Source organism: uncultured Mucilaginibacter sp. (genome assembly GCF_903893715.1).
Lineage (GTDB): Bacteria > Bacteroidota > Bacteroidia > Sphingobacteriales > Sphingobacteriaceae > Mucilaginibacter.
The window spans coordinates 1-26,624 of record NZ_CAITNG010000038.1 but is presented as its reverse complement, the minus strand read 5'-3'; the positions used below and the strand labels follow the sequence as shown (position 1 = coordinate 26,624).

Here is a 26,624-nt window from a genome sequence, read left to right as displayed (position 1 = left end):
TTCACAAGACCTACCCCTCCAAATCCGCCAACTCAATATTGTCCCAACTCTGTTTGCGGTAGTAATTGTACATCACCCAGTTCAACAACGCTGCCAATACCACGCATATCCAAATCACGGTTTCCCAGCGCGCCAGTACATAATGGCCAAAGCCTACTATACCTGCAATAAACAGCACCGCTAACGACATAAAACCCCGGCCGCTGCCCCGCCTGTTGAGCAAGGGTTTTGAAAACGGAAAGCCTTTTACCATAAACAGGGCAAGCATAATACCCAATACCTGGTTAACAAAAAATGCCAGTAAAATATCGTTGATAACTGCAGGGCCCCATACCACCAATGCAACAATGCTTAATACCAGGTAATATGGCACAAAATACAGAGCGATGATGGCTTTGTACATGCCGCCCAATATTTTGCCCGGCGCGCTGATGGGCATGGCATAATACACCCACGATGCTTTGAATTTATTGCTTTGCGATACGTTTTGTAAGATGAACGATAAAACAAAAACGCACATGTAAAACAAAAAGATATAGCTTTTGCCCGCCTGCAAACCGGCGTAGTTACCTGCCAGTCCCCCATCGCTGCGGCCGCTTAGCATAATGTACACAAAATACACCGGCACATAGGCAAAAGAAGGGTAAACCTTCATTTTAAACTCACGGGTGCGGGCGGCCAGTTTCCAGGTAATGCGGAAACCGGCATTCTCCACCGGGTCGGGTGCTAAAAAGTTGGCCACTTTATCAATAAAACCTGCCCTTTTAATTTCTTTTGGTTTTACCGATGAGGATACCCCATCCGAGGCGGCCATAATGGCCATTATACGGTTAAAGCCCGGCGCCAATACATTGGCCACCACCCAAATACTGGCAACGGGTATGGCAATGCCCGCAAAGGCCAGCAGCGCTTCAATATAATTTGCCCGGTGGGCATGTATCAAAACTTCGTTAAGCGACGATATCCAAATCGGCGGCAGCAGGAACAACCAGGGGTGTTCGATGATAGAAAAGTGGCCCAGGTTTAAAAAACTGAACATCCGCGGAACACGTGCCACCGCAAAGATGATGATGGAAAAAGCAATTTGAAAATAGCTGACGATATCTTTCACTCTTTGCGCGCTAACCGAGCGCATCAACGTCAGATACACAATGTTCACGGTAAATATGCTCAGCAAAGTAGCTTCCATCAACTGGAAAAAGAAAACCGGTACAGCGGCAATGCCATCGATAAAGCCAATCATTATCATGCCGGGAATGCCCTGCAACAGCGCCAGCCGCATCACATAAATGGTAATGTGCAATATGCGCGCCATGGATGCGGTGCGGTCGCTCACGGGCCTTGGCAAAATGATGTATTGGTCGCGCACATCCATCAGCACATTGGTAAAATCGGTAATGAGCGTCAAACACATCAGCATCATAAACACGAAAAAGTACAGCGTCTGCCCCATCAATGGGTTATCATGGAAAGCAAACAGGAAAATACCATACAGCGCACCCATAATCATACTGAAAATCAACACCCCCCATGATGTACCAACAGTGGTTGGCGCTTTGGTGGCTGCAATAGCGGCCTTGCGCCGGGCAAACATGGCCGTAGGGCGCCGGTTATCTATCAGCAGTTTTACCCGCAATATGTGGTGCAGCTGGTAGGTATCCACGCCCACCCGTTCAAAAAACGGGTTAAAAAAGCCCACCACAGTTAAAAATAAGTTGTCTATCATGGCGGGTTAGTCAAAAGCGTTCATAATAGCGTCTGTTTCATTCGTCGACTCATCACGGCCGGTCAGCTTGGCGAAGATGTTCTCCAGGGTATCGCTGTTGTTTTGTTTTAGCGACTCGAAGGTACCGTCAGCCACAATCTCACCTTTGTTGATAAGCAATATCCTGTCGGATACCTTCTCCACCACGTCCATCATGTGCGAACAATAAAATATGGTTTTCCCCTCCGCCGAAAGGCGTACCATCAATTCCTTTACCATAATTACCGCGTTCGCATCCAGACCCGACAATGGCTCATCCAGCACTATAATGCGCGGGTTATGTATAATGCCCGAAATGAGTAATACCTTTTGTTTCATCCCCTTGCTAAAGGTATCCATCCGGTCGTTCAGGTTGGAGCCTAAGCCAAATGCGGTCAATAGCTTCTGCGCGCGCTCGGTTAAAACATCTTCTTCCAATTCATACAGCTTACCGATAAAATCCAGATACTCCATTGGCGTAAGCACTTCGTATATCTCCGCATTTTCGGGCACATATCCCATCAGGCGTTTTATTTCGAGCGGGTTTTGCGCCAGGCTATACCCATCCACAATTACTTCGCCTTCAAAATCGGGTATCAGTCCGGTCAGTATTTTTACCGTGGTCGATTTACCCGCCCCGTTCGGACCAATATAACCAATCACCTGCCCCGGGTAAATATCCAGCGTCAAGCCTTTCAAAACCTGTTTCGAACCATACGATTTCCGCAGGTTGCTGATTTGTATCAGTGGTGTAGTACTCATGGGTAAATATGGGTGTTTTTTTATTATTTATTGATTTCACAGATGTCGGATGATTTCACCGAAAAGCAAGATATGGGTAAATATGGGTATGTCAAATTTCGGATTTAAAATTCCTGATACATTTTACATCTTCCGTCTTACATCTTCCATCATAATATATGGGCATTTATGGGTATTCACAAAATATGCAAATGCCTTTACCTTTCTTACACTTTGCCCGATGCGCTTGCGAAACACATGGGTAAATATGGGTATTTTAAAGAACTTTTTTCCGGTACTTTACGCTATGCTCCATACGCTTTGCTAAACCCTACAATATACGCATAAATTTCGGCATCATAAAATATTTCGCCGCTCATGGCCTAAAGGGCCACTATCCAATATTTTATTTAGATTTACTAACCAATTCTAAACCCAATGAAAACGCTTATTTATATTCTACTTTTCATATGCCCGACCATCGTCCTCGCCCAACAACCCACCGAGCACTACCCGGTCGATTCAGCGTCCGTGGTTCACCCCGGCGTACCCAAAGGCGAAGTGCTTAAATTCAAGTTCACAGGTTCAAAAATATACCCCGGTACTTATCGCGAGTACTCGGTTTATATCCCGGCTCAGTACGACCCCGCAAAACCTGCCTGCGTTTTTGTTGACCAGGATGGCGTGCAGTTTAAAGCACCAACCGTTTTTGATAACCTTATCAACAGCAAAGAAATGCCGGTTACCATAGGCGTATTCATCACCCCCGGCCGTGTTGTGGCTGCCGACACCACCATGCTCGACCGCTTTAACCGCAGTTATGAATACGATGCCCTCGGCGATGCCTATGCCCGCTTTTTATTGGAAGAATTATTGCCCGATGTAGAGAAACATAAAACCGGCGATGGGCGCCCCATCGTGCTCAGCAAAAACGGTAACGATCGCGCCATTGGCGGCACCAGCAGCGGGGCTATTTGTGCCTTTACTGCCGCCTGGGAACGCCCCGATGCCTTTACCCGCGTATTTAGCGGCATAGGCACTTATGTTAGCCTGCGTGGCGGCGACCGCTATCCATCCCTCATCCGCAAATACGAGCCAAAACCTATCCGGGTATTTTTGCAGGATGGCTCGCACGACCAGAATGCCTATGGCGGCGATTGGTTTTACGCCAACCAGATGATGGCCCGCGCACTCGAATTTGCAGGCTACGAAGTAAACCACGTTTGGGGCGAAGGTGCCCATAACAGCAACCAATCCAATGCCATTTTCCCCGAGGCCATGCGCTGGCTATGGAAAGGTTATCCCGAACCGGTTAAAGGCACGCCAACTAAAAATCCTTTTTTAAACGATATTTTGATACCAAGCGAGGGTTGGAAATTGGTCAGCGAAGGCAAAGGAGAAATCAGCAGTTTATCGCCAACGCCCAAAGGTGTTTTGGCGGTCAGTAAAAATTTGGTTTATCAATTGGATGAAAACGGCAAAGAGCTTTCGAAGGCTCAATTCAAATTATCCAATGTTAAATGTAATTCCGTGTTATTTACCGATACATCTGCCAACAATTACAGCTATTATTATACCGGTGCCGACGGCACGCCCGATGCCCGCAAAATTTACCTATCCGGCAAAAAAGGCGGCAAGTACCTGCTCGACCAGGGCCTTAATAATCCTTACGGCATGGTGTTTACTCCCGATAGGACACAGTTATACGTTACCGAATCGAACACCCATTGGGTGTGGATTTACAATGTTAACCGCGATGGCTCATTGACCAACAAACAGCGCTACGGTTGGCTGCACGTGCCCGATACAGCCGAAAACGCGCGTCCGCGTGAAATTAAAGTAGATCGCGAGGGGCATGTGTACGTAGCCACCAACCTGGGTATCCAGGTGATGGATCAAATAGGCCGCGTAAATTGCATATTGCCATTACCGTTTGACTCAGGGCAGCCAACCCGCCTATGTTTTGGCGGCCCCAATGCCGATATTTTATTTGTAAGCTGCGGCGATAAAATTTACCGTCGCAAATTAAAAGTAAAAGGAATGAACGATTTTGATACGCCCATAAAACCGCCAAAGCCGCATTTGTAGTTAGCAATGCTGATAAATTTGTAAACGGTTTTTTAACAAAAAAGTAAAAAACAAAGTCATTTTAATCGTTGTTGCGTATACATGTTTGTCTCAATAAAAAAATAAATGATGGATATGCAAGCGCTACCTACCGAAAATATCATCACATCGCTCATAGAAGCTGTTGAAAAATTGATACCTGTTTATATGCAAAACCCGCTTGATGAAGAAAAATCGAACGGGAACACCGCGTTTTGCATTATTGATGAAGAGGGCAACGTGCACGGCAAATTTTTAGGCGCCGACAAGATACGTGCCCGCGAGCTGTACCGCATTGCCTGGACTAAAGCAAGCCAGGCCTATATTACCGGCACAAATACCGGTGAGTTCGAAAAAATGTACTTTAACGACCCAGACAATACCGACAGCTTCGGTATTAAAGCGCCCGACTTTATTGGCTGGTTTGGCGGACAGGTTTTGCAGCTCCAATCGGGCGAAAAATTGTACGTAGGTTTCAGTGGTTTTCGTGGTACCACCGATATTGAAATTATGCGACAAGCATTGGCAGCAATTGAAGGGTAATCGTTAATTCTGTGGCCTGATAAAAACAACCAACGAAAAAATAAATGCGGCCCCTGAACTGGGTATAAAACTTTCCTGAATGGCGTCAAAAATACCATTATGGTATAAAAGCACACTAATCAAAGCCATCGCCAATAGCGACACCACAAAGCTGCCTAAAAAAAACAGCGCCCATAACCTTGTCCGGCTGCTGTTCATTATATCAGGGGATGATTGTTCATTTTTTATAAATGATACCCGCCTTTTAGCTTTAAAAAATTAAAAGACAGGGTACAAAGATAAGCTTAAGTTTACCCGATTTGCAAAATCATTGTCACTATCCCGCTTTAAACAAAAAACCCCGCCGGGATGGGTCAAGCATCGGGGTAGGGCAGGTTTACGGGGTGTATTTTTTAAAACTTGACGCCGGCAATATGCGCCAAATGGTGCTTGCCATGCCAGGCGTAAAGTCCCAAATTTCGGCGTAGTGGCACTGTGGCGCCTGTTTCGGGATGTATAAAACTACGGTCCCATTGCTCTTCGGTCATGCCGTCCATCAATGCCACCCATCGCATGTGCAATCCTTCCAGCAAACGTAACGATGGTTCGATAGGTAGCCGCGAGTCGGGCAGCAACGCCCAATCGGCCTCTTCATATGCTTTAATCGTCGGTTTATCCTCAGTTAAAGCCAGCTTAAAACGTATCAAAGCGTTCATATGGCTGTCGGCAATATGGTGCACTGTTTGGCGTATGGTCCAGCCGCCGGTGCGGTATGGGGTATCCAGCTGTTTTTCGTTAAGTGTCATCACGGCCATGCGCAATTTGCCGGGCAATGCCTTAATGTCATCAATCCATTCCTGCATCTCGTGCTGGGTGTATGATGCCGGTGCCTTAAATTTTCCGATAGGATATTTGGCTTCTTCGGTTGCTGTTGTGCTCATAATGGTAACAATTGGTATTAAAAGTTTAAGGTAGGATGTTTTTTGTTAAAATCCGTAGCATCCTGGTAAATTTTTGCTGCTTCTAAAGTTTTGCCTTCGCCAAACAGCTGGCCCATAAAGGTAATACTGGCAGGCAAGCCCCTTTGGTTTAAACCATTGGGTAATACCACACAAGGGTTGCCTGTTAAATTGGTCAGCGATAAATTCTGGCTGAACGATGGCGCTATATACAGGTCTAACCCTTTCAATTGCTCGTACCATTGTTGTATCAGCACGGTGCGCGCACGGTTGGCTTGTATATACTCCACTGCAGGTATAAACTGCGCAGAGCGGAAAGTGTTTGGCCATGCGCCTTTTCTTTGTTGGGCAAGCATATCGTCTTTGTGGTTCAACACCAATTCCTGGAAAGCGGCCCCGGCCTCGGCATTCAATATCATAGTGAGCGGGCCAAAAGGTAGTTTTGGTAAATCAATAGGTACCAATTCAGCACCTAATGCCTTCAACTTCACCAAAGTCAACGAGTCGTTCAGGTGGTTTTGCGTGCGGCGGTTATCAAAAGCCACCTTCAGGTAACCAATTTTCCAACCCTTCAGGTCTTTTATAGTACCATCATACTTAAACGGCGCGGCAATGGTACTCAGGTCGTTCGGGTCGGTGCCTTGTATGCAGTTGAATACAATCGCATCATCCTCAACGCTGCGGCAAATAGGGCCAAGCTTATCCATGCTCCAACTCAATGCCATTGCGCCGTATTTACTTACGCGACCAAATGACGGCCTCAGACCGGTATCGCCGCACTCCGTCGATGGCGATACGATGGAACCCAGAGTTTCCGAACCTATTGCGAAAGGCAAACAACCGGCACTCACCGCCGATGCCGGCCCTGCCGATGAGCCGCTCGAGCCACGTGTAATATCCCATGGGTTGCGTGTGCGCCCACCAAACCATACATCGCCTTGGGCCAATTCGCCTAAGGTTAGTTTGGCTATCAGTACGGCACCTGCATCTTCTAACCGTTTTACTACCGTAGCATCAATGCCTAAACTTTGGTCCTTATAAGGTGCCGCGCCATAAGTGGTCTTTGAGTCAGCCGATGAGAGTAAATCCTTTACCCCAAACGGTATACCGTGCAGCACCCCTTTGTATTTACCCGCCGCTATTTCGGCATCAGCCTGCGCCGCTTGTTTCAGGGCGTGCTCTTCGGTAAAATTCACCACAAACAACAGCTTATCATTATATTTCTTCAGCCTATCTATAAAAAATTGAGTCAATTCTACAGAGGTTATCTGTTTTGTCCTTATCAGTTCGCTCAATTGCCTAACGGTATAAAAAGCCAGGTCGTTTTTATCGGCAGGCATTTTTACCGCTTCAATTTTCGATAGCTTAAACCCGCTGGTTTTGTCGGGATTTGTAAATCCGACAGGAACCGGGTTAAAGTTCAAAGCCGGCACCGTGCTGTTAGGCAGGTTAAGCTTGCGCAAGGCTTGGTAAATGTTAACGTTATTGTTCAGGTTGGTCAGCATCGAGTCGGTTTGCGGCTGGGTAAACTCCAGGCCTATTATCTTTTGCGCTTCTTTTACCACATCGGCTGTGATGGGGCTGTTATCCACCTGGTGCCAAACAAAAGCACCAAATACAAAGCTTAAGCTGCAAATGGCCATAAGGCCAAACCGTTTACGGGTAAAAATTTTATTCATTTTTTGTGATTTAATGGGGTTGAGCGTAATATATTTTGTTTTTTTATGTTTCTAACACCTGGTATAGTTAAATAGGTCAAAGCTTTGCCCTAATTTAGCATTTTGAGCATATCACCCTTATACAGAATGATAAAGAAAATATTTTTTACTGTTTTTATTACATTGCCATTACTCACGGCGGCACAAAACATAAAAACCGATGTACTTGTTATAGGCGGCGGCGCGGCCGGTGTGGCGGCGGGCATACAAGCGGCACGCAGTAACGTAAAAGCAATCATAGTAGAACCGGGGCCCTGGCTGGGCGGCAGTATGACGGCCGGCGGCAATTGCATTGTTGATGCCAACCGCAATTTACCATCGGGCATATGGGGAGAATTTAGGAAGCGGGTGCGCGATTTTTACAAAAATGAACCGGGTTACGATACCACGTATAATGCGGCGTTACGCTTCGAACCCTATACCGGCGCGGCCATCCTCAAAAAAATAACCGATACCGTTAAGCGCCTTACCGTAAAACTGAACACGCCCTGGACCAATATCAAAAAAGATGGCGATGGTTGGATAGTCACCATTCGCGAGAAGAACGAAAATGTGCTCATCCGCGCGCAGGTGGTGATAGATGGTACCGAAACAGGCGACGTAGCCGCCAAAGCCGGGGCAGAGTTTGATACCGGATTCGATGCGACGAAAAAAACAGGCGAAAAACTCGCGCCCGATAATGCCATCGACCAGATACAGGAAGTTACATGGATAGCGGTTTTAAAAGACTATGGCCGCGCTGCCGACCGGACCATTGATAAGCCCGAAGGCTACGACGCTACATTGTATACCAGCTTAAAAGGCAAGGATATTAAAAAAATGTTGGCCGATGCCAAGCTGCCCAACGAAAAGTACATGATAAAATGGCCGGAGTGTTCATCGCCAACCACCAGTGATGACCTGGAACCCGAAAACCGGGAAGATTTTTACAAAAAAGGCCGCCTGCATACCTTGGGTTTGGTTTATTACCTCCAAACAGAATTGGGCTACAAAAACCTTAGCCTCGACTATGCCGAATTTGATACGCCCGACCATTTACCCTTTATCCCCTACATCCGCGAAGACAAACGCGCCGATGGCCTCATCAGGATGGTAGGCGACGATATTTTTACCCCTTACGACCGTGCTTCGAAGCTGTACCGAACTTCCATCGGCGTTGGCGATGCCATGCCCGGCCAGCATTACGAAAAAGGCAGCAAAGCTGTACCTATAGATTACCCGCCCTTCCCGGGATACAGCATTCCCTTGGGCACAGTAGTTTTACGAAATATCGATAACTTGCTGGTTACCGAAAAAGCTTTGTCAACAACGCATATCGTAAATGCGAGTACCTTTTACCCATCTGTACAAATGACGTTAGGGCAAGGTGTAGGTACCCTCGCCGCTTATTGCGCGTTTTTTAAAACCACCACAAAAAAGCTGGACGTACGTAAAGTGCAGGATGAACTGCTGACTTTTAAAGGCTATTTAATGCCTTTTGTGGATGTTACCCAAAGCGACAGATACTTCAGGGCCATACAGCAGATAGGCGTTACCGGGATGCTTAAAGGCGTACAAAAAGCCACGGGCAAATCCGCCGCGGTTTATTTTTTACCCGATTCCGTTGTGATGACGGCCGAGATAAAACCTGTAATGCTCAAGATCTACGCGCGCTCATTCATCTGGTTCAACAAAACCAAACCGGGCGCGGTATTTACCGTAGGCAACCTGCTTTCCTTTATCAGCGAAATGACCCTTGCCGACCCTAAAACCCTGCAACTTGATATGCAAAAACTATGGAAGGGCAAATACAAATTCACGTCCGACTTTAGCGTAGATAAACCCATCACCCGCCGCGAGTTTGCCATATTGGCCAACCAATACATCAACCCCTTTGCGCGTGCCGTTGATATTACCGGGAAGTTGATTAATTAAAAGAAGCCATCATACCACAGGTCATGCCGAATTTATTTCGGCACCTCACACGCTAAGTGGCGAATTACATGTCGCAGAGTATCTTTCTCATGGGATGCCGAAACAAGCTCGGCATGACCTCACATAAAAATAGCGATGAGTTTCGAACCCATCGCTATTTAATATGAAGTATTCTAACTTTTTACTTTTGGCTTTTAACTTCCTTCACGGGCTTCTTTTTAATCTCCATATACAACGCTCCCAGTAACGCCAACACCAGGAGTATCGAACCTACCAGCGAAATACTTTCGCCCATGTAGTATGATTTTGGATGGAAGATAAATTCTATTTTATGGTTGCCAACAGGTATCTGCGCGGCACGCAACAGGTAATCGGCCCTGAAGTATGGGCTTTCGGCACCGTCTATATACATTTTCCAACCCTTGTTATAGTATATCTCCGAGAATACTGCAACCTGCGGTGTTGTCGAACCACTGCTGTAAACCATATGGTCGGGATTATAGCTCACCAATTTAATACTGGCCGTTGTGTCGAGCGAACTTTGTTTATCGTTTAACAGGCTGGTGTATTGCTTGTCAACAATAGCTTCGTTTTTTGGATCAAAACTGCTGATAGCCTGCATTTCGGCATCGGCGTTTTCGGCAAATTTTACGCTTTTAACAAACCAGGCATGGCCGCAGGCTGTCTCATTTCGGTGAACAGTTAAGCCCTGGCTTTTTTGGTCAACAGTGATGATATACTTGGTGTTCAGCATATCCAGCACATCCAGATTGATACTTTTGCTGAACTGGCTGGTCTGCAACTCGTCAAAACGTTTCAGCTTGGCCGCATGGTAACCACCCACCGATTTATAGTAGAACAGGTAACTTGCATCCTGGAACGGATTGTTCAAACTCATGTCAAAAACCTTGAAGTCGGGGTCTTTGTCCAATAAGATAAAACTGTCCACTTCGCGCGGTTTTGGTTGCTGCATATCTTCTTTGGCACCAAAACTGTCTTCGCGCAGGTAACGTTTATCAATGGTCCAAAGGTCAACCAACACCAATGCCAGCAAGGCTACCGAAACAATGGTAACGTTTACTTTTTGTTTGATAAAGGCAAACAATGCACCAAATGCCAATGCGATTAAAATAAACGAGCGCCATGCATCGGCTTTCGCCAGCGACTCCCTGTCTTGTATCAGCGCGTTGCCAATGGCGGTGGCAGTCGCGCTATCGCCTTTAAGTGTTTGTGTCAGCTGTGAAACAAGCCCATCCTGACTGCTCCCCTTAAATGAGAAAAACAACTCCGGCATAATAGCTAATACCAATGTGAGGCCGCCCGTAATATAAAATGCCAGCAACAATTTTTTCAATATCGGTGCTTTATCTTTGGCGGCGATAACCTCGCTTACTGCAAAAAACGCCAGTATGGGGAAACACAATTCGGCCACAGCCAAAATTGACTCCACCGACCTGAACTTATTGTACAGCGGGAAATGGTTAAAGAAAAAGTCGGATACAAAAGGCCAGTTCTTGCCGAATGACAAGAGCATCGTTAAAACCACCGTGCCCAATATCCACCACTTTACTCTGTTTTTAACGATAATTAAACCGAATACAAACAAGAAACAAATAATGGCGCTAAAATAAAACGGACCGCTGGTAAATGGTTTTTCGCCCCAGTAAAACGGCAGGTTCTGTGCAAAGTTGATGGCTTGGGTCGAATCAACATTTTTGCTGGTTAACAATTGTACCACCCTCGAGTCCTGATCTAAAGTTACACTGCCACCGCCGCCATACAGGTTGGGTACTAAAAAGGTTAAACATTCGCCAACGCCCTGGCTCCACATGTATGCGTAATCTTTACCTAAACCGGTGCTGGGCTCGTCGGTATGTTGTGTCAGGTTCGATTGCCCGCGGTTAGTCTCCTGCCCGTATTCAAAGGTTGTCCAAAGTTTGGAGGCGTTTACCGAAACAGCCAATAAGGTAGCCACTGCCAGATAAGCTATAGCCGTACCGAAGCCTTTTAACGCTTTGCCTTTTATGGCATGATAAAGTTCAATGCACACCAATATCAAGATGGCAAACATTAAGTAGTAGGTCATTTGGATGTGGTTGGCATAAATTTCCATCGACAGGAAAAAGGCCGTTAATGCCCCGCCTAAAACATATCGCCCCCTTAAAGTGAGGATGATACCCGCCAAAACCGGCGCAAAAAACGCGATGGCAAAGGCTTGGTTGGCATGCCCCGCCGCCAGCAAAATAATATTGTAAGATGAGAACGCGAAGGCTATGGCACCTGCAGCCGAGAGCCATGGGTTTATTCTTAATACACAAAACAACAGGTAGGCACCCAGCAGGTACAACAAAGCGGTATCAACCGGCACCGGGAAGACGGCTTTTATAGCCTTCACCACATAGCCGGTTACGTTATGCGGATAGGGAACCCAAATCTGGAAGGTGGGCATACCACCAAACATTTGGTTGGTCCACAAGATGGTGGTGTCTTTAGCCTTATAATCATTTATTTCTTTTTGCGTGCCTTCGGCTTGTAAAACGTCGCTTTGGCCCAATACTTTTCCCTGAAAAGCAGGCGCAAAATAAACCAGACAGATGGCGAAAAAGAGACCGATAATGGCCAAATGGATGCCATTTTGTTTAAACCAATTGTTCATTAAGTTGTGTTATGAGTTTCAAAAATAGGAATTTGAACGGGAATACAAACTTTAAATTAGTTTTAATGGCTAACAGTTGTGTGCACCTGCCCTGAACAGGAAAAACATCAAAACCAATCCCACCAGGCTGATGCAGTAGCCAATAGTGCGGGCTTTGTCATACATCTCGCGTTCGCGGCGCAGCTGGTAAAAGTTATAAAAGGCCAAAACAGCCAACGTTATCCAAAAATAGATGCTGATGGGGTTGCACATGGCGAAGAAGTCGGTCGCGATGGCAACGGTTACATAATTGGCCGTAATCAAAAAAAAGGACTCGGGCGTACCCCAATGCCTTCGTTTGTATACTTCTTCGGGAAGCATGTTTATTTTATTTCCTCGTAATCAATAAAGTCGCCTTCCGAATCGGGTATCGAACCTTTTTTCTTTGGCGCATAATCTACGTGTACTTTATTATCTGGTCGGCTTGTTTGGCGATATTGCTGCTGCCCGCCATGTTGCTGTGCTTTGTTTACCACCCGCTGAAACAGCATGGGTAATAACAGGCGGATAAGCATCCTGATAAAGTACAGTACAAAAGCGGCAGTTACTAAAAATTCAATAAATTCCATTTGTCAAAAATATAATCTTCAAAATTACATAAATAAATTTCACGGAAAAAATCCATGAAAGGGTCTCTTATAAAGAGACTAAACCACTCCGCGTATGTTACAAACAAACAACGATGGAAAAGGTTGTTTATGATTTATGATATATTGATGACTATTTCTATTTCTTAAACAGTAACCGTTGAAGCAGGACAATTAATGTCCCGCCAATACCAGTTTCACCCAAAAATCCTGCGATTCCGACATGTCCGAGTCGTCTCCGCCACCTTGTCCACCGCCGCTGCTGCCGCTGCCTGCGCCTGCGCCCCCGGCGCCGCCGCCACCTCCGCTACCACCACGGCCACCTCCACCGCGCCCGCCGCTTACCGCACCGAAGTTGCTGTTTGCGGCAGAACTTACCGGCCTCGAGTCGCTACGGTCAATTCCGTTTACCGAGATATTGATATTGAGGTCTGCCCCGGGTTTTAATGCCAGGAGTTTAAGTGGGATGGCTATTTCATAACCCAGGTTACGGCTATCGTCAAACTTTGCAGCTGCTTTAAAACCGTTAGCTGCCGAAGCTGTTATATCTTCGGGCAAACCTTTAAAGCCCGAAATTTTGAGATTTACGGGTGGGGGTGGTGTAGGTTGTCCATTATCATCGCCGCCACCGCGTCTGAATCCCCCACGGCTGCCCGGCAAGGGGTAAGTAACGCTATAAGTTTTTTTCTTTTTTCCTTCGGTATTGATGCTCACCGTTAGGCCGGCACCCATTATTTTCATTTTCGACCTCCGGTCAACCGTGTAGGCTACGATGTATAATGTACTGTCATCGTTTGCTACCTCGTAACTTAATTTGGTCGCGCTGTCGTACATGGGCAGGGTTCCGCCCCATTTACTTGTATTTCCGTCGATGGTTACTCCGGCAGGTGCCCGCTTCATGGCCGGGGTTTGCGCATGGGCTTTGGCTAAAATCGCAAGCACACCGGCAATAATTACCGGTATGGCAATGGTGTGTCTTAATTTCATAACGTACAAGGTCAGTTGTGTACCTGCAAGTTATAAAAATTAAAAGCACTTTTCAATACATTTTAAGCTAATTATTAGTGTGGATGGATTATGGCGTCGCCAATGCCATTTTAACCCAAAAATCTTCTTCCTGACCCATACCGGATTGGTCTGAGGGGCTCTGGCTACCACCGCGACCGCCACGGCCTCCGCCGCGACCGCCGCCTCCACCACCCATTCGGCCACCGCCGCCGCCCATTCCTCCACCGCCGCCCATTCCTCCACCGCCACCCATGCCGCTGCCGCCTATACCTTCCCCCGCACCGCCCTCACGTTGCGATGGCCGTTGTATGCCATTTACCGATATATTGATGGCCAGTTCTTTATTTTTGCTCTCTTTTAAATTCAACATTTTAATAGGCAGGGCTATTTCGTAGCAAAGGTTATGCTTGTCGTCGAATTTTACAGCCGCTTTAAAACCATAGGTATTTGATGTGGTGATGACATCGCTTTCTACATCTTTAAAGCCCTCTATCTTGATACTGGTGGATTGCAATAGTGATGGTTTTTGCGCCTGGTAGGCATTGTCATCATCTGTTTTGCGGGCAAAAATCATGTTCTTATCAGGCAAAGGATAAGTAACGCTATATTTCTTGTTCTTTTTACCATCCGGGTTTACCGATATGGTAATGCCCCCTGCCATAATTTTGCGTTTAACATCCTTATCCGACGCGAAAACCACCACATACAAAGCCGTATCATCATTGGCAACAGTATAGCTAAGTTTGGTTTTGGAGTCGTACAGGGCCAGCGAATCGCCCCATTCTTTTATCGAACCATCTACACTCGCCGACGAGGGCGCACGCCGCATCAACGGCTTGTTGTCCTGCGCGCGGGTATCCATCATAGTGAGTAATATAAAAGCGACGATCAGCAGTATAATTACCGATGAAGTGATGAAGTATTTGAAATAGGCGTTCATTTTTCGCAGGTTTAAGGCTTCAGACATAGCACAAACTTCCCCCATTAAAATGAAAATCGCATGAACTTTTATCGCCTGCTACACTATAACAACATTGTTACGCTTAGGTATTTACGAAAACTTTTCCTCCATCATTTTTTCCAACACAAACATCTCGTCGCGCAGTTTGGCGGCCAATAAAAAGTCCATATCCTTTGCCGCTTCGAGCATATTTTTCTTGGTGTTTTCTATCGATTTTTTCAGCTCGGCCTTGGTCATGTACTGTACTATCGGGTCGGCGGCAATGGTGGCTGCGGCATTGCTTTCAATATATTCGCGTTGTACGCCTCCTTTAAAATCAACTACCGATGTCTGCTCAATAATGCCCTCTTTCGATTTGCCAACTGTTTTTGGTGTAATGCCGTGCAGCGTATTATAAGCTATCTGCTTATCGCGGCGGCGGTTGGTTTCCTCGATGGTTACCCGCATCGAATCGGTTATTTTATCGCCATACATAATTACCCGGCCCCTGTCGTTACGGGCGGCGCGACCAATGGTCTGTATCAGCGAACGGCCCGAGCGTAAAAAGCCCTCCTTGTCTGCATCCAGGATAGCCACCAATGATACTTCGGGCAAATCCAAACCCTCGCGCAATAAGTTGATGCCGATGAGTACATCAAACTCACCCAGGCGTAAGCCACGCAATATTTCCACACGCTCCAATGTTTTTACTTCGCTGTGGATATAGCGGCATTTAATGCCGAGCCTGTCCATGTATTTGGCCAGTTCTTCGGCCATGCGTTTAGTGAGCGTGGTTACCAGTACACGATCACCAAGCTTAATGGTTTTGTCCACCTCGTCCAACAAATCATCCACCTGGTTAATTACCGGGCGAACTTCTATAACCGGGTCTAACAAACCTGTCGGCCGTATCACCTGTTCCACTACCACGCCATCGCATTTTTCCAGTTCAAAATCACCCGGGGTTGCACTTACGTAGATGGTTTGGGGTGCCAAACGTTCAAATTCATCAAAATTGAGCGGGCGGTTATCCAACGCTGCCGGCAAACGGAAACCATAATCCACCAATGATATTTTGCGCGACCTGTCGCCTCCATACATCGCCCGTATCTGGGGTACGGTAACGTGGCTCTCATCAATCACCATCAAATAATCATCCGGGAAATAATCGAGCAAACAAAATGGCCTTGCCCCCGGCTTGCGCCCGTCAAAAAAGCGGGAGTAATTCTCAATGCCCGAGCAATAGCCCAATTCGCGTATCATTTCCAAATCATAGTTTACCCGTTCTTCCAAACGCTTGGCTTCCAAAAAGCGGCCATCATGAATGAACTGTTTTTTTCGGCTTTCCAGTTCTTCCTGTATCTCCCAAACCGATTGCTGAAAACGCTCTCTCGGGGCTACGTACAGATTGGCAGGATAAACCACCATATCTTTCATTTTTTCTACCGTTTTCCCGGTCTGCGGGTCAAAGGTGGTCAGTTCTTCAATATCATCGCCAAAAAACGAGATACGGTAAGCAACATCCATATTGGCCGGGAAAATATCTACGATATCGCCCTTCACCCTAAAATTACCGCGACGGAAATCGGCCGTGGTGCGGGCGTACAATATCTCCACCAAACGGTGCAAAAAGGCATTGCGGCTAATGCGCGTACCCACCGAAAAACGGAACACCGAATTGGCAAAATCTTCCGGGTTGCCCATACCATAAATGCAGGAGATAGACGATACTACGATAACATCCCTCCGACCCGACATCAAAGCCGAAGTGGTGCGCAAACGCAGTTTTTCTATCTCATCGTTTATCTGCAGGTCCTTTTCAATATAGGTGTTCGATGAGGGTATAAATGCTTCGGGCTGATAGTAATCGTAGTACGATACAAAATAGTTCACCGCGTTCTCCGGGAAAAACTGTTTGAACTCGCCATATAGCTGCGCGGCCAGGGTTTTATTATGGCTTAATATAAGGGTAGGCTTTTGCGTTTGCTGTATAACGTTAGCAATGCTAAAGGTTTTACCCGAGCCGGTAACCCCCAACAGCGTTTGGTAATTATCGCCTTGGTTTATGCCTGCAACCAATTGTTTTATAGCCTCGGGCTGGTCGCCATCGGGTTTATAGTGCGATGTTAATTTAAATTCCATTGAATATCAAAAATACACAATTTGGAACCAAGAGTTTAGCATCAAGAATTAAGATTACACACCATCAATAAATCCGAAATTGAACATCCGAAATTCGAAATCACATCACATACTCCCGCTGATAACTCAACGGGCTTTTTCCGGTTATCAGTTTAAAATATTTATGGAAGCCTACCAGGTTGTTAAAACCACATTCAAAGCATATTTGTTTAATGCTCAGCCGGTTTTCTATCAGCAATTTGCAGGCATCGCCAACGCGTATCTCAATTAAAAACTGCGAGTAGGTTTTGCGTGTGCGCGATTTAAAATAACGGCAAAACGAGTTCTCGCTTATGCGGGCCACATCTGCTATCTCGCTCAACTGAATCTTCCTCCTAAAATTGGCCAGCGAATACTCGTAAATGGCATTAATGCGTTCGTTCTCCACATCGTTAAAATCGTGCCTGAACCCGATGGACGATAAAAAGGTGAGTTTATTGCACCCGGCTATGGTTGATAATACTTCCATTAAAATGATGATGCGCTGCAAACCTTCCGCCTCCACCATTTTTTTTATCAAAGCGGCAACGGTTTTCGCTGTGGCACCCGAAACATAAATACCGCGCTTAGCTTTCTCCAACAAGGTTTTTATGGGCTTGTTTTCGGGCAGGTTTAAAAAATGTTCGCCCCAAAAAGTCTCGGCAAAATGTATCACGGCGGCATCGGCGCTTAAATCGGTGTCAGGTTCAAAATAACCATCGTCATATCGCCAGTAATGGGGCAAATGAGCGCCTACTAACACCACATCGCCCGTGTTAAAACGCTTGATGTTATCGCCGATAAACTGCGTGCCGCTGCCCTTGCGGATGTGTATCAACTCCACTTCCGGGTGATAATGCCACAGGTTGTTGATATATGGATGCAGATCCTGCCGTACACTGAACGAATACGTAGGCTCGTTGGTTACTTTAAGCAGCTGAGGCTTCATTAAACTAAAAATTCGTTAATAATGAATAAACTTGTTATTTATATGCCAAGATAGTTTATTATTTAGATAGCGCAAACAAATTGAATTGCGGTAAAACATTCTTTCTTTGTATAACCAATTATTTCACTGTAAAAATTATGCAGCCAACCACTTCAAAGCCGGTAACGCAAAGCGGGGGGAAAAACAATCAGGTATTTGCTTTCGCGCTCATTACCTCTTTATTTTTCCTATGGGGATTTGCCCATAACCTCGACCCCATTTTGATACCGCATTTAAAAAAGTCGTTTACTCTATCAACTGTCCAGGCAACCTTGGTCGATTCAGCCGTTTTCGCCGCTTATTTTATCATGGCCATTCCAGCAGGTTTTATCATGAAAAAGTACGGGTACAAAGCCGGTATCATTATCGGTTTGTTAACCTTCGCCTTCGGCTCGTTTTTGTTTGTTCCCGCCGCCAATACCCAGTCGTACACATTCTTTCTCATCGCATTATTCATTATCGCTTGCGGACTGGCGACCCTTGAAACGGCTGCAAATCCATACGCAACAGCACTGGGCGACCCGGAAACAGGCACATTCAGGCTCAATTTCTCTCAATCGTTTAACGGCCTGGCGGCTTTTTTGGCACCAATAGTTGGCGCGCACGTCATATTTACCAAAGGCTATACCGATAAGGAGTTGCACGCCATGACAGCTACGGCAAGGCAATTTGCGTTAGCCGCCGAGGCATCTTCGGTAAAACTACCTTATATGGTTTTGGGTTGTGTATTAATTGTTATCGCCATAGCTTTTGCCTTTACCAAATTGCCCAAAATCCAAAACACCGAAGAGCATCCCACCAGCGAAAGCATTTTTCATGCGTTTAAACATAAACATTTATCGTGGGGTGTAGCCGCGCAATTTTTTTATGTGGGCGCTCAAGTTTCGGTATTTAGTTTATTTATTTTATATGCCGAAAAATCGGCAAACCTTACCGAAACTACCGCGGCTTATTACTTAGGCGGTTGCGGGCTTGCATTTTTGGTCGGCAGGTTTTTAGGTACTATTATCATGCGTTTTGTTCCGCCTCAAACACTCCTTGCAATTTATGCGGCGGTAAATATCCTGCTGTGCACGCTGGCTATATTTTTAAGTGGTATGATTACCGTTTATATCGTGATCGGGATTTGTTTTTTTATGTCGATTATGTTCCCTACCATCTTTGCGTTGGGAATAAAAGGATTGGGTGGCGATACTGAGTTTGGGAGTAGTTTGATTATCATGTCGATTGTAGGAGGCGCCATTGTACCGAGGTTTTTCGGCATCATAAGCGATGCTACAGGTAACATTCAAAACGGCTACATAGTACCGCTGGTTTGTTTTATTGTCATCGCGATATTTGGCCTGTCGGGTTATAAAATTGTAAAAAGTAAAGATGTCGAAACAAGTTTTGACCCTGGGAATTTAGGATAGAAAACCATGAAAAAATACTGCCTCACCTGCGACCTGGTTAACGACCCCGAACTGATAGCCGAGTACGAACGTTACCACCTGCACGAAAATAAATGGCCCGAAATAATGGACAGCATTACCGGCTCGGGTATTACCAATATGGAAATTTACCGCTTTGGCAACCGCATGTTCATGATCATGGAAACGGATGACACCTTCGATTTTGAGCGCAAAGCGGCCATGGATGCCGCTAACCCCAAAGTACAGGAATGGGAACAGTTGATGTGGAAATTCCAGCAAGGCGTGCCCGGCTCAAAACCCGGCGAAAAGTGGGTATTGATGAACAAAATATTTCAATTATAAAATTAAAATAAAGTCTTCCTTACCAGGGGAGATTTAGAGGGGGCTTATGCTAAGTTTAAAAGGAAAAACAGCGATCGTTACAGGTGGCGGCAGCGGCATAGGCAAGGCCGTGGCAACCACTTTTGCCCGCCAGGGTGCCGTTGTGCATGTGGTCGACCTGAGTTTGGAAGGCGGCCAACAAACCGTTAACGAAATTGTGGCCGCGGGTGGCCAGGCTTTTGCCCATGCCTGCGATGTAAGCAACCAACAGCAGGTTGATGAGGTGTTCGGCAAAATACCTGCTGCAACCTTGTTGGTAAACAACGCGGGGGTAGCACACGTTGGCAAAGCGGCCACCACTACCGAGCAGGATTTCGATCGGGTTTACAACATCAATGTGAAGGGCGCATATAACTGCCTGCACGCCGTATTGCCCGTTATGCAGGCCAAAGGCGGCGGGGCTATATTAAACCTATCGTCGATAGCGGCTATTGTAGGCATTGCCGACAGGTTCGCTTACTCCATGAGCAAAGGCGCCATACACGGCATGACTTTATCTGTCGCCCGCGATTATATGGCCGATGGCATCCGTTGCAACTCGGTTTGCCCGGCAAGGGTGCATACTCCGTTTGTGGATGGCTTTATCAGCAAAAACTATCCCGGCAAGGAAGAAGAGATGTTCGAAAAGCTATCAAAATCGCAGCCAATCGGCCGTATGGGCACACCACAGGAAGTAGCCAACCTGATATTGTACCTATGCTCGGACGAAGCGTCGTTTATTACCGGTTGCGATTACCATATTGACGGGGGTTTTATAAAATTAAATAATTAATAGCCCCACCCAAACCCTCCCCGGAAGGGAGGGCTTTTTGACAAGGGGCAAACAAAAAAAGTAAATATTAAAAGTCTCCCCTACCGGGGGAGATTTAGAGGGGGCCTATATGAAACTGATACGATACGGAGAACTGAACAAAGAGAAAACCGGCGTTATGCTGGAAGACGATAAATGCTACGATACTTCGGCATTTTGCAAAGATTATAACGAAGGCTTTTTTGAGAGCGATGGGCTGAGGCGGTTAAAGATATACCTCGAGGAACACCGGGCCCGCCTTACCCAAATACCGGCCGGCTCACGCCTGGGCAGCCCCATCGCACGGCCATCAAAAATTGTGTGCATCGGCCTTAACTACGCCGACCACGCCCGCGAAACCGGCGCTGCTATACCACCCGAGCCTGTAGTGTTTATGAAAAGCACCACCGCTTTGGTTGGCCCGTTTGATGATATCATTATCCCAAAAAATTCGGTGAAAACGGATTGGGAAGTAGAGATAGCCGTAGTAATAGGCAAAAAAGCATCGTATGTTGACGAATATACAGCGCCAAAATACATTGCTGGCTACGTACTGCACAACGATGTATCGGAACGTGAGTTCCAGATAGAACGCGGTGGCACCTGGGACAAAGGTAAAGGCTGCGATACCTTTGCACCGATGGGCCCCTTTATGGCTACGCCCGACGAAATTGAAGATGTGGACGATCTGCGTCTTTGGCTAAAGGTGAATGGTAAAAAAATGCAGGACGGCAATACATCCAATTTTATTTTTAAGATTCCTTTCATCATCTCGTACCTGAGCCAATTTATGACTTTGCTACCCGGCGATGTGATATCAACCGGTACACCCGCCGGCGTTGGCCTGGGCTTTAAACCGCCCGTCTATCTGAAACCCGGCGATGTGGTTGAGTTGGGCATTGATGGCTTGGGCAGTTCGAAACAAACCTTAAAAGCTTATGGCTCGCATTGATGCTCACCAGCATTTTTGGATATTCGACCCGGTAAGGGACAGTTGGATAAACGATGACATGTCGGTAATCCAACGGGATTTTTTGCCCGGCGACCTGGAGCCCATTTTGCAAGCCAATGGTATAGATGGCTGCGTGGCCGTACAAGCCGACCAATCGGAAGAGCAGAACGATTTTTTGTTGGAACTGGCCGAATACAATGGCTTCATCAAAGGCATTGTCGGTTGGGTAGATTTGCGGGCTGACAATATCGAACAACGACTGGAGTATTACAGCGTTTTTAGCAAAATGAAAGGCTTTCGGCATGTGTTGCAAGGCGAAACGGACCGTGCCCTGATGCTGAACCCTGCCTTTATGAACGGCATTGGCAAATTGCAAAAACATAGCTTTACGTACGATATTTTGATATTCCCTGACCAGTTACAATACGTAAGCGAATTTGTGGCGGCGTTTCCCGACCAAAAATTTGTGATAGACCATATCGCCAAGCCAAATATCAAAGACAAAAAAATCGATGATTGGGCCGCTGATATGAAAAACGTAGCGAAACACGAAAACCTGTATTGCAAAATATCGGGCATGGTAACCGAAGCCGACTGGAAAAAACACAAACCGGCAGATTTCATCCCATACATGGATGTTGTTTTTGAAGCCTTTGGGGCCGACAGGGTGATGTTCGGGTCCGACTGGCCGGTTTGCCAGGTGGCAGCAAGCTACACCGAAATGAAAAGTATTGTTGAGCAATATACCATCGCTTTATCTGCCGCCGAACAAGCAAAATTTTGGGGGGATAATGCCGTTAAATTTTACAACCTATAAAAGGAGAAGGATATGGACTTACAATTAAAAAATAAAGTAATCATTGTAACCGGCGGTGCAAAAGGCATTGGCGAAGGCATTTGCAAGGTTTTGGCAGGCGAAGGTGCCATCCCGGTGGTGGTTGGCCGCAAAGCTGCCGATAACCAAAAGGTGGTAGATAACATTATCGATGCGGGCGGACTGGCTTTCCAGGTTGCTGCCGAGTTATCAAATCCCGAAGAGTGCAAAACTGCTGTTGATGCCGTTGTGGCTCAATTCGGCCGTATTGATGGCCTGGTGAACAATGCCGGCGTGAATGATGGTGTAGGTTTGGAACATGGCAGCTACGAAGGCTTTATGGCATCGTTGCACAAAAACGTGGTACATTATTATTTGATGGCGCATCATGCTTTGCCCGAGCTCATCAAATCGAAAGGGGCGATATTGAATATCACTTCAAAAACCGGCGAAACGGGTCAGGGTAACACCTCGGCCTACGCTGCAGCTAACGGCGGCCGTAATGCACTGACACGCGAATGGGCAGTAGAATTATTGAAATACGGCATCCGTGTAAACGCCATTGTAGTTGCTGAGTGTTGGACTCCTGCTTATGATACCTGGATAAACGGATTGCCTAATCCTGAAGAAAAGTTAAAAGAAATAACCGCTAAAATACCTTTTGAAAACCGCATGACCACCGCCGAAGAGTTAGGTAATGCCGCAGCGTTCTTATTATCGGAGCGCTCAAGCCACACCACCGGGCAAATTATCCATGTGGACGGCGGCTACGTACATTTAGACAGGGCGTTGGCCAACGCGTAAATTCGATTCACCATAGCGATGGGTTTCAAAACCATCGCTATGGTGAACATTACCGAAACTACAGGATGCGTCAGTAGAGTTAAACCAAAAATAGTTGGTCTCTTTGACGAGAACTATCCAAGGCGTCATGTTGAGCTTGTCGAAACACGATGCCGATAATAACACACAATGAAAACATTAGTATGTACCACACCGGGGCAATTTGAATACAGAACCGGTACAAAGCCCGAACTAACCCCCGGTAATGCCATCATCAAAATAAAACGTATCGGCATTTGCGGTACCGACTTACACGCCTTTGAAGGAACTCAGCCTTTTTTTTCGTACCCGCGCATTTTGGGCCATGAGTTGGCAGGCGAGTTGATTGATTTTGACGATGCCCCAGGTTTTACCAAAGGCGAAACAGTAACTTTTATACCTTACTTTAATTGCGGAACCTGCATTGCCTGCCGAAACGGAAAGGCTAATTGCTGTACCGATATCAAAGTTTTTGGTGTGCATATTGATGGCGGCATGACCGAATATGTTTCCGTGCCAAGTTATTCTTTAGTACATGGCGAAGGCCTAAGCGAGGATGAACTGGCATTGGTTGAGCCATTAGCCATTGGTGCGCATGGCGTTGCCCGGGCTGATGTACAACCCGGCGAGTTTGTATTGGTGGTAGGCGCGGGGCCGATTGGCTTAGGCATTATGGAATTTGCGCGCATTGCCGGAGCCAAGGTTATCGCGATGGACATTAACGAGAACCGCCTTAACTTTTGTAAAGAAAAACTAAAAGTACATTATACCATAAACGCCGCTACCGAAGATGTAAACGAGGCGCTGAAAGCCATCACCAATGGCGATTATCCTACAGTGGTGATAGATGCTACTGGCAGCCTGCGCGCCATCACCAATGCTTTCCCATACATGGCGCATGGGGCAAGGTATGTGCTGGTTGGTTTACAAAAAGGCGACATCAGTTTTAGCCACCCCGAGTTTCACAAACGCGAAGCTACCCTGATGAGCAGCCGTAACGCCACCCGTGCCGATTTTGAGCATGTGATAGCCTGTATGAAAAAAGGCCTCGTAGACCCGACAAATTACATCACCCACCGCGTAGCTTTTAGCGAGGTAAAAGATGAATTTGCCGGCTGGCTCGACCCGGCGAATGGGGTGATCAAGGCGATGGTATCGATATAAAGCACGCAAAGCCGCGAAGACGGTAAGGAAAACTTTTGCGACTTAGCGTCTTTGCGTGAACCTATGTCAGGATTGCTAATCTTTTGTTAGCTGCCCCCATCGGGGCTACCTATTTGTAGCAAAAAACATTAAAATAAACTTGCGCCGTAGGTGCTACCCATCCCAAATGGATTTTTTGCCAAGGGTAGCCACTGACGTGGCAAAAATATATCCTCCCATATTTCTACAAACAGGTAGCCCCTACGGGGCATACTTTTAAATCAACAGTCTATCCTATTTTGGATAGCGGCAGATACCCCAAATGTATCACGTCTTCTGTTAAAACTTCTAAAGGTGTTAATTTTAGATGATACATCGCTTTTTGAAATGCAGGCAAAATATCCTGTATCTTAAAAACATCATCTACATCTATTCCGTACTTATCATCAATATGACTCACCGCTTTTCCAAATTGATTTTGCTGATAGAACGCGGTTTCCTTTGCATATCTTGACGCCGAGGGCAGGTCGGGCTGAACTGTGAGCAGCGTGTAATGCTGTTCTTCAAATTTTTGTGGCAGATAACCTCCCAAATTAATAAAGAACAAGGTTTGGTTTTGGATTGGCAATTCTGTTGTAACCTCTACCCGGTACCCATCCACAGCGGTCACCTCGCGCCAGGCATCAATGTGCATATTGCCTTTGGTTTCCGGCCAAAAACTTTTAATATCGGGTATCAGTTCTTTTAGTGATGGCGCTATCCCAAAGAAAAAATCATGCTGCTCCACATGCCTGCCAGGCGGGCGGCAACCTAAGAGCAGCATGTAGAGTTTGGGTTGGGGCATTATTTACTTTGCCAAAACACTTTTTCCGGGTGCCAGCTGATATGCTTTACCTGATACAAAAACTTCACAAGCTTTATCTGCTTGCAAGTGCGAACCTTCAGCATCAACCTTAATATTGATCAAGGCCCCTCGGAACAATATCTTAAACGAATACCCTTTCCATTGCGCTGGCAAGAAGGGGTTAAAAAACAATTTCCCGTCTTTTACGTGCATGCCTGCAAAACCTTCCACTACGCTCATCCAGGTACCGGCCATCGAGGTGATGTGGCAGCCGTCTTCGGTATCGTTGTTATAATCGTCCAGGTCGAGGCGTGATGTGCGCAGGTAAAAGTTATAGGCATCCTGCTCTAACCCAAGTTTGGAAGCTAAAATGGCATGTATACAAGGTGATAACGAGCTTTCGTGCACGGTAAGCGGCTCGTAAAACTCATAATTTCGGCGCAGGGTATCCATATCAAATTTATCGCTGAAAAAGTACAAGCCCTGTAGCACGTCTGCCTGCTTGATATAGCAGGAGCGCAGTATCCTGTCCCAGCTCCATTTTTGGTTTAAGGGGCGGTCGGCAGCGGGCAGATCATGTACGGGGATGAGTTCTTTATCCAAAAAGCCGTCCTGTTGTAAAAAAATGCCTTTGGCTTTATCCTCGCCCAGATACATATTGCCGGTTATTTTTCTCCAATCGGCAGTTTCTTCGGCTTCGTTGAAATTGGTTTTGGCAACCAGCGCCTTGTATTTATCGGGCGCGGTGGTTTTTACATAAGCGGCGCATTCGGCAGCGTAATCCATACACCAGCAGGCCAGCATACTGGTGTACCAGTTGTTGTTCACGTTGTTTTCGTACTCGTTTGGCCCGGTTACGCCCAGCATCACATATTTGCCTTTGTCGGCGCTCCAGTTTACACGCTGTTTCCAAAAACGGGCAATACCAATGAGCACCTCTAAACCATAATCGTTCAGGTAATCGCTATCGCCCGTAAAGCGGATATAGTTAAATATCGCGTAAGCAATGGCGCCGTTACGGTGTATCTCTTCGAAAGTAATTTCCCATTCGTTATGGCATTCCTCACCGTTCATGGTTACCATGGGGTACAAGGCGGCGCCTTTGTCAAAGCCCAATTTAACGGCATTTTCAATGGCTTTGTCGAGTTGTTTCCAACGATAGATCAACAGGTTTTTGGGCACTTCCTGCGGGGCGGTACCCAAATAAAAGGGCACGCAATAGGCTTCGGTATCCCAATAGGTTGAGCCCCCGTATTTTTCGCCGGTAAAACCTTTGGGGCCTATGTTGAGGCGGGCATCGCTGCCGGTATAGGTTTGGCTGAGCTGGAAAATATTGAAACGGATGCCCTGCTGTGCCTTCACATCGCCATCGATAACGATATCG

General features: G+C 46.5%; 24 protein-coding genes. 10 read left to right on the top strand and 14 right to left on the bottom strand.

Translation table 11 applies throughout. The features are described 5' to 3' along the window. Positions 1-10: 10 nt before the first annotated feature. Complete coding sequence (locus QZX97_RS04835; protein ID WP_295653265.1) at positions 11-1,726, bottom strand: hypothetical protein; 1,716 nt, start codon at positions 1,724-1,726, stop codon at positions 11-13. Positions 1,727-1,732: 6 nt separating this feature from the next. After that, the gene (locus tag QZX97_RS04830; protein ID WP_295653263.1) at positions 1,733-2,506 is read right to left on the bottom strand and encodes an ABC transporter ATP-binding protein; all 774 of its coding nucleotides are present in this window, start codon (positions 2,504-2,506) and stop codon (positions 1,733-1,735) included. Between the two features lie 417 nt (positions 2,507-2,923). Between QZX97_RS04830 and QZX97_RS04825 the strand changes: the two genes are divergently transcribed. Then, the gene (locus QZX97_RS04825; RefSeq protein WP_295653261.1) at positions 2,924-4,573 is read left to right on the top strand and encodes an SMP-30/gluconolactonase/LRE family protein; all 1,650 of its coding nucleotides are present in this window, start codon (positions 2,924-2,926) and stop codon (positions 4,571-4,573) included. A 105-nt stretch (positions 4,574-4,678) separates the two neighbouring features. After that, positions 4,679-5,134: a hypothetical protein gene (locus tag QZX97_RS04820; protein ID WP_295664290.1), complete on the top strand. Its 456-nt coding sequence runs from the start codon at positions 4,679-4,681 to the stop codon at positions 5,132-5,134. Between the two features lie 3 nt (positions 5,135-5,137). On the opposite strand, the gene QZX97_RS04815 is transcribed toward QZX97_RS04820, so the two are convergent. The 3 genes from QZX97_RS04815 to QZX97_RS04805 form a co-directional block, all read right to left on the bottom strand. Beyond that, positions 5,138-5,332 carry a hypothetical protein gene (locus tag QZX97_RS04815; protein WP_295653255.1) on the bottom strand — a complete coding sequence of 65 codons (195 nt, stop codon included), beginning with the start codon at positions 5,330-5,332 and terminating at the stop codon, positions 5,138-5,140. Between the two features lie 194 nt (positions 5,333-5,526). Then, positions 5,527-6,054 carry a YfiT family bacillithiol transferase gene (locus tag QZX97_RS04810; protein WP_295653252.1) on the bottom strand — a complete coding sequence of 176 codons (528 nt, stop codon included), beginning with the start codon at positions 6,052-6,054 and terminating at the stop codon, positions 5,527-5,529. A 17-nt stretch (positions 6,055-6,071) separates the two neighbouring features. Continuing rightward, on the bottom strand, positions 6,072-7,751 hold the full coding sequence (locus QZX97_RS04805; protein WP_295653249.1) for an amidase: 1,680 nt from the start codon (positions 7,749-7,751) through the stop codon (positions 6,072-6,074). A gap of 126 nt (positions 7,752-7,877) precedes the next feature. Here QZX97_RS04805 and QZX97_RS04800 point away from each other — a divergent pair, with 126 nt between their 5' ends. Further along, complete coding sequence (locus tag QZX97_RS04800; RefSeq protein ID WP_295653248.1) at positions 7,878-9,704, top strand: FAD-dependent oxidoreductase; 1,827 nt, start codon at positions 7,878-7,880, stop codon at positions 9,702-9,704. A 181-nt stretch (positions 9,705-9,885) separates the two neighbouring features. Here QZX97_RS04800 and QZX97_RS04795 read toward each other — a convergent pair whose 3' ends face one another. The 7 genes from QZX97_RS04795 to QZX97_RS04765 form a co-directional block, all read right to left on the bottom strand. Then, the gene (locus QZX97_RS04795; RefSeq protein WP_295653246.1) at positions 9,886-12,360 is read right to left on the bottom strand and encodes a YfhO family protein; all 2,475 of its coding nucleotides are present in this window, start codon (positions 12,358-12,360) and stop codon (positions 9,886-9,888) included. Between the two features lie 69 nt (positions 12,361-12,429). Then, positions 12,430-12,720, bottom strand: a complete 291-nt coding sequence (locus QZX97_RS04790) for a hypothetical protein (RefSeq protein WP_295653244.1) — start codon at positions 12,718-12,720, stop codon at positions 12,430-12,432. A gap of 2 nt (positions 12,721-12,722) precedes the next feature. Beyond that, positions 12,723-12,968 carry a DUF4834 domain-containing protein gene (locus tag QZX97_RS04785; RefSeq protein ID WP_295653241.1) on the bottom strand — a complete coding sequence of 82 codons (246 nt, stop codon included), beginning with the start codon at positions 12,966-12,968 and terminating at the stop codon, positions 12,723-12,725. 192 nt (positions 12,969-13,160) lie between these two features. After that, positions 13,161-13,973: a hypothetical protein gene (locus QZX97_RS04780; RefSeq protein WP_295653240.1), complete on the bottom strand. Its 813-nt coding sequence runs from the start codon at positions 13,971-13,973 to the stop codon at positions 13,161-13,163. Positions 13,974-14,061: 88 nt separating this feature from the next. Next, positions 14,062-14,961: a hypothetical protein gene (locus QZX97_RS04775; protein ID WP_295653238.1), complete on the bottom strand. Its 900-nt coding sequence runs from the start codon at positions 14,959-14,961 to the stop codon at positions 14,062-14,064. Positions 14,962-15,045: 84 nt separating this feature from the next. Continuing rightward, positions 15,046-17,076, bottom strand: coding sequence for an excinuclease ABC subunit UvrB (uvrB, locus tag QZX97_RS04770; protein WP_295653235.1), 2,031 nt, complete (start codon positions 17,074-17,076; stop codon positions 15,046-15,048). Between the two features lie 100 nt (positions 17,077-17,176). Continuing rightward, positions 17,177-18,043: an AraC family transcriptional regulator gene (locus QZX97_RS04765; protein WP_295653231.1), complete on the bottom strand. Its 867-nt coding sequence runs from the start codon at positions 18,041-18,043 to the stop codon at positions 17,177-17,179. A gap of 137 nt (positions 18,044-18,180) precedes the next feature. On the opposite strand from QZX97_RS04765, the gene fucP reads away from it, so the two are divergent. The 7 genes from fucP (at position 18,181) to QZX97_RS04730 (ending at position 24,417) form a co-directional block, all read left to right on the top strand. After that, the gene (gene fucP / locus QZX97_RS04760) at positions 18,181-19,494 is read left to right on the top strand and encodes an L-fucose:H+ symporter permease (RefSeq protein ID WP_295653228.1); all 1,314 of its coding nucleotides are present in this window, start codon (positions 18,181-18,183) and stop codon (positions 19,492-19,494) included. Between the two features lie 6 nt (positions 19,495-19,500). Next, entirely contained in the window at positions 19,501-19,836 is a 336-nt protein-coding gene (locus QZX97_RS04755) for an L-rhamnose mutarotase (RefSeq protein ID WP_295653226.1), read from the top strand. A 46-nt stretch (positions 19,837-19,882) separates the two neighbouring features. Next, positions 19,883-20,647 carry an SDR family oxidoreductase gene (locus tag QZX97_RS04750; RefSeq protein WP_295653223.1) on the top strand — a complete coding sequence of 255 codons (765 nt, stop codon included), beginning with the start codon at positions 19,883-19,885 and terminating at the stop codon, positions 20,645-20,647. 109 nt (positions 20,648-20,756) lie between these two features. After that, positions 20,757-21,617: a fumarylacetoacetate hydrolase family protein gene (locus QZX97_RS04745; protein ID WP_295653220.1), complete on the top strand. Its 861-nt coding sequence runs from the start codon at positions 20,757-20,759 to the stop codon at positions 21,615-21,617. Continuing rightward, the gene (locus QZX97_RS04740) at positions 21,604-22,434 is read left to right on the top strand and encodes an amidohydrolase family protein (protein WP_295653218.1); all 831 of its coding nucleotides are present in this window, start codon (positions 21,604-21,606) and stop codon (positions 22,432-22,434) included. Before QZX97_RS04745 ends, QZX97_RS04740 begins: the two co-directional genes overlap by 14 nt. Before the next feature lie 12 nt (positions 22,435-22,446). Continuing rightward, complete coding sequence (locus tag QZX97_RS04735; RefSeq protein ID WP_295653216.1) at positions 22,447-23,235, top strand: SDR family oxidoreductase; 789 nt, start codon at positions 22,447-22,449, stop codon at positions 23,233-23,235. 168 nt (positions 23,236-23,403) lie between these two features. Then, positions 23,404-24,417 (top strand): zinc-binding alcohol dehydrogenase family protein, encoded by a 1,014-nt coding sequence (locus QZX97_RS04730; RefSeq protein WP_295653214.1) that lies wholly within the window; start codon positions 23,404-23,406, stop codon positions 24,415-24,417. A 268-nt stretch (positions 24,418-24,685) separates the two neighbouring features. Here QZX97_RS04730 and QZX97_RS04725 read toward each other — a convergent pair whose 3' ends face one another. Then, positions 24,686-25,219: a DUF1543 domain-containing protein gene (locus QZX97_RS04725; RefSeq protein ID WP_295653211.1), complete on the bottom strand. Its 534-nt coding sequence runs from the start codon at positions 25,217-25,219 to the stop codon at positions 24,686-24,688. 24 nt (positions 25,220-25,243) lie between these two features. Continuing rightward, the coding region (locus QZX97_RS04720) for a glycosyl hydrolase family 65 protein (protein ID WP_295653208.1) at positions 25,244-26,624 on the bottom strand (1,381 nt) is incomplete at its 5' end.

What these genes read in the sequence shown, in the direction of transcription:
- QZX97_RS04835 (WP_295653265.1), bottom strand. Translation starts at nt 1,726, where the DNA reads ATGATAGACAACTTATTTTTAACTGTGGTGGGCTTTTTTAACCCGTTT.
- QZX97_RS04815 (WP_295653255.1), bottom strand. Translation starts at nt 5,332, where the DNA reads ATGAACAGCAGCCGGACAAGGTTATGGGCGCTGTTTTTTTTAGGCAGC.
- QZX97_RS04735 (WP_295653216.1), top strand. Translation starts at nt 22,447, where the DNA reads ATGGACTTACAATTAAAAAATAAAGTAATCATTGTAACCGGCGGTGCA.
- QZX97_RS04740 (WP_295653218.1), top strand. Translation starts at nt 21,604, where the DNA reads ATGGCTCGCATTGATGCTCACCAGCATTTTTGGATATTCGACCCGGTA.
- uvrB (WP_295653235.1), bottom strand. Translation starts at nt 17,076, where the DNA reads ATGGAATTTAAATTAACATCGCACTATAAACCCGATGGCGACCAGCCC.
- QZX97_RS04800 (WP_295653248.1), top strand. Translation starts at nt 7,878, where the DNA reads ATGATAAAGAAAATATTTTTTACTGTTTTTATTACATTGCCATTACTC.
- QZX97_RS04820 (WP_295664290.1), top strand. Translation starts at nt 4,679, where the DNA reads ATGATGGATATGCAAGCGCTACCTACCGAAAATATCATCACATCGCTC.
- QZX97_RS04755 (WP_295653226.1), top strand. Translation starts at nt 19,501, where the DNA reads ATGAAAAAATACTGCCTCACCTGCGACCTGGTTAACGACCCCGAACTG.
- QZX97_RS04810 (WP_295653252.1), bottom strand. Translation starts at nt 6,054, where the DNA reads ATGAGCACAACAGCAACCGAAGAAGCCAAATATCCTATCGGAAAATTT.
- QZX97_RS04745 (WP_295653220.1), top strand. Translation starts at nt 20,757, where the DNA reads ATGAAACTGATACGATACGGAGAACTGAACAAAGAGAAAACCGGCGTT.
- QZX97_RS04825 (WP_295653261.1), top strand. Translation starts at nt 2,924, where the DNA reads ATGAAAACGCTTATTTATATTCTACTTTTCATATGCCCGACCATCGTC.
- QZX97_RS04780 (WP_295653240.1), bottom strand. Translation starts at nt 13,973, where the DNA reads ATGAAATTAAGACACACCATTGCCATACCGGTAATTATTGCCGGTGTG.
- QZX97_RS04750 (WP_295653223.1), top strand. Translation starts at nt 19,883, where the DNA reads ATGCTAAGTTTAAAAGGAAAAACAGCGATCGTTACAGGTGGCGGCAGC.
- QZX97_RS04795 (WP_295653246.1), bottom strand. Translation starts at nt 12,360, where the DNA reads ATGAACAATTGGTTTAAACAAAATGGCATCCATTTGGCCATTATCGGT.
- QZX97_RS04765 (WP_295653231.1), bottom strand. Translation starts at nt 18,043, where the DNA reads ATGAAGCCTCAGCTGCTTAAAGTAACCAACGAGCCTACGTATTCGTTC.
- QZX97_RS04775 (WP_295653238.1), bottom strand. Translation starts at nt 14,961, where the DNA reads ATGTCTGAAGCCTTAAACCTGCGAAAAATGAACGCCTATTTCAAATAC.
- fucP (WP_295653228.1), top strand. Translation starts at nt 18,181, where the DNA reads ATGCAGCCAACCACTTCAAAGCCGGTAACGCAAAGCGGGGGGAAAAAC.
- QZX97_RS04725 (WP_295653211.1), bottom strand. Translation starts at nt 25,219, where the DNA reads ATGCTGCTCTTAGGTTGCCGCCCGCCTGGCAGGCATGTGGAGCAGCAT.
- QZX97_RS04730 (WP_295653214.1), top strand. Translation starts at nt 23,404, where the DNA reads ATGAAAACATTAGTATGTACCACACCGGGGCAATTTGAATACAGAACC.
- QZX97_RS04830 (WP_295653263.1), bottom strand. Translation starts at nt 2,506, where the DNA reads ATGAGTACTACACCACTGATACAAATCAGCAACCTGCGGAAATCGTAT.
- QZX97_RS04805 (WP_295653249.1), bottom strand. Translation starts at nt 7,751, where the DNA reads ATGAATAAAATTTTTACCCGTAAACGGTTTGGCCTTATGGCCATTTGC.
- QZX97_RS04785 (WP_295653241.1), bottom strand. Translation starts at nt 12,968, where the DNA reads ATGGAATTTATTGAATTTTTAGTAACTGCCGCTTTTGTACTGTACTTT.
- QZX97_RS04790 (WP_295653244.1), bottom strand. Translation starts at nt 12,720, where the DNA reads ATGCTTCCCGAAGAAGTATACAAACGAAGGCATTGGGGTACGCCCGAG.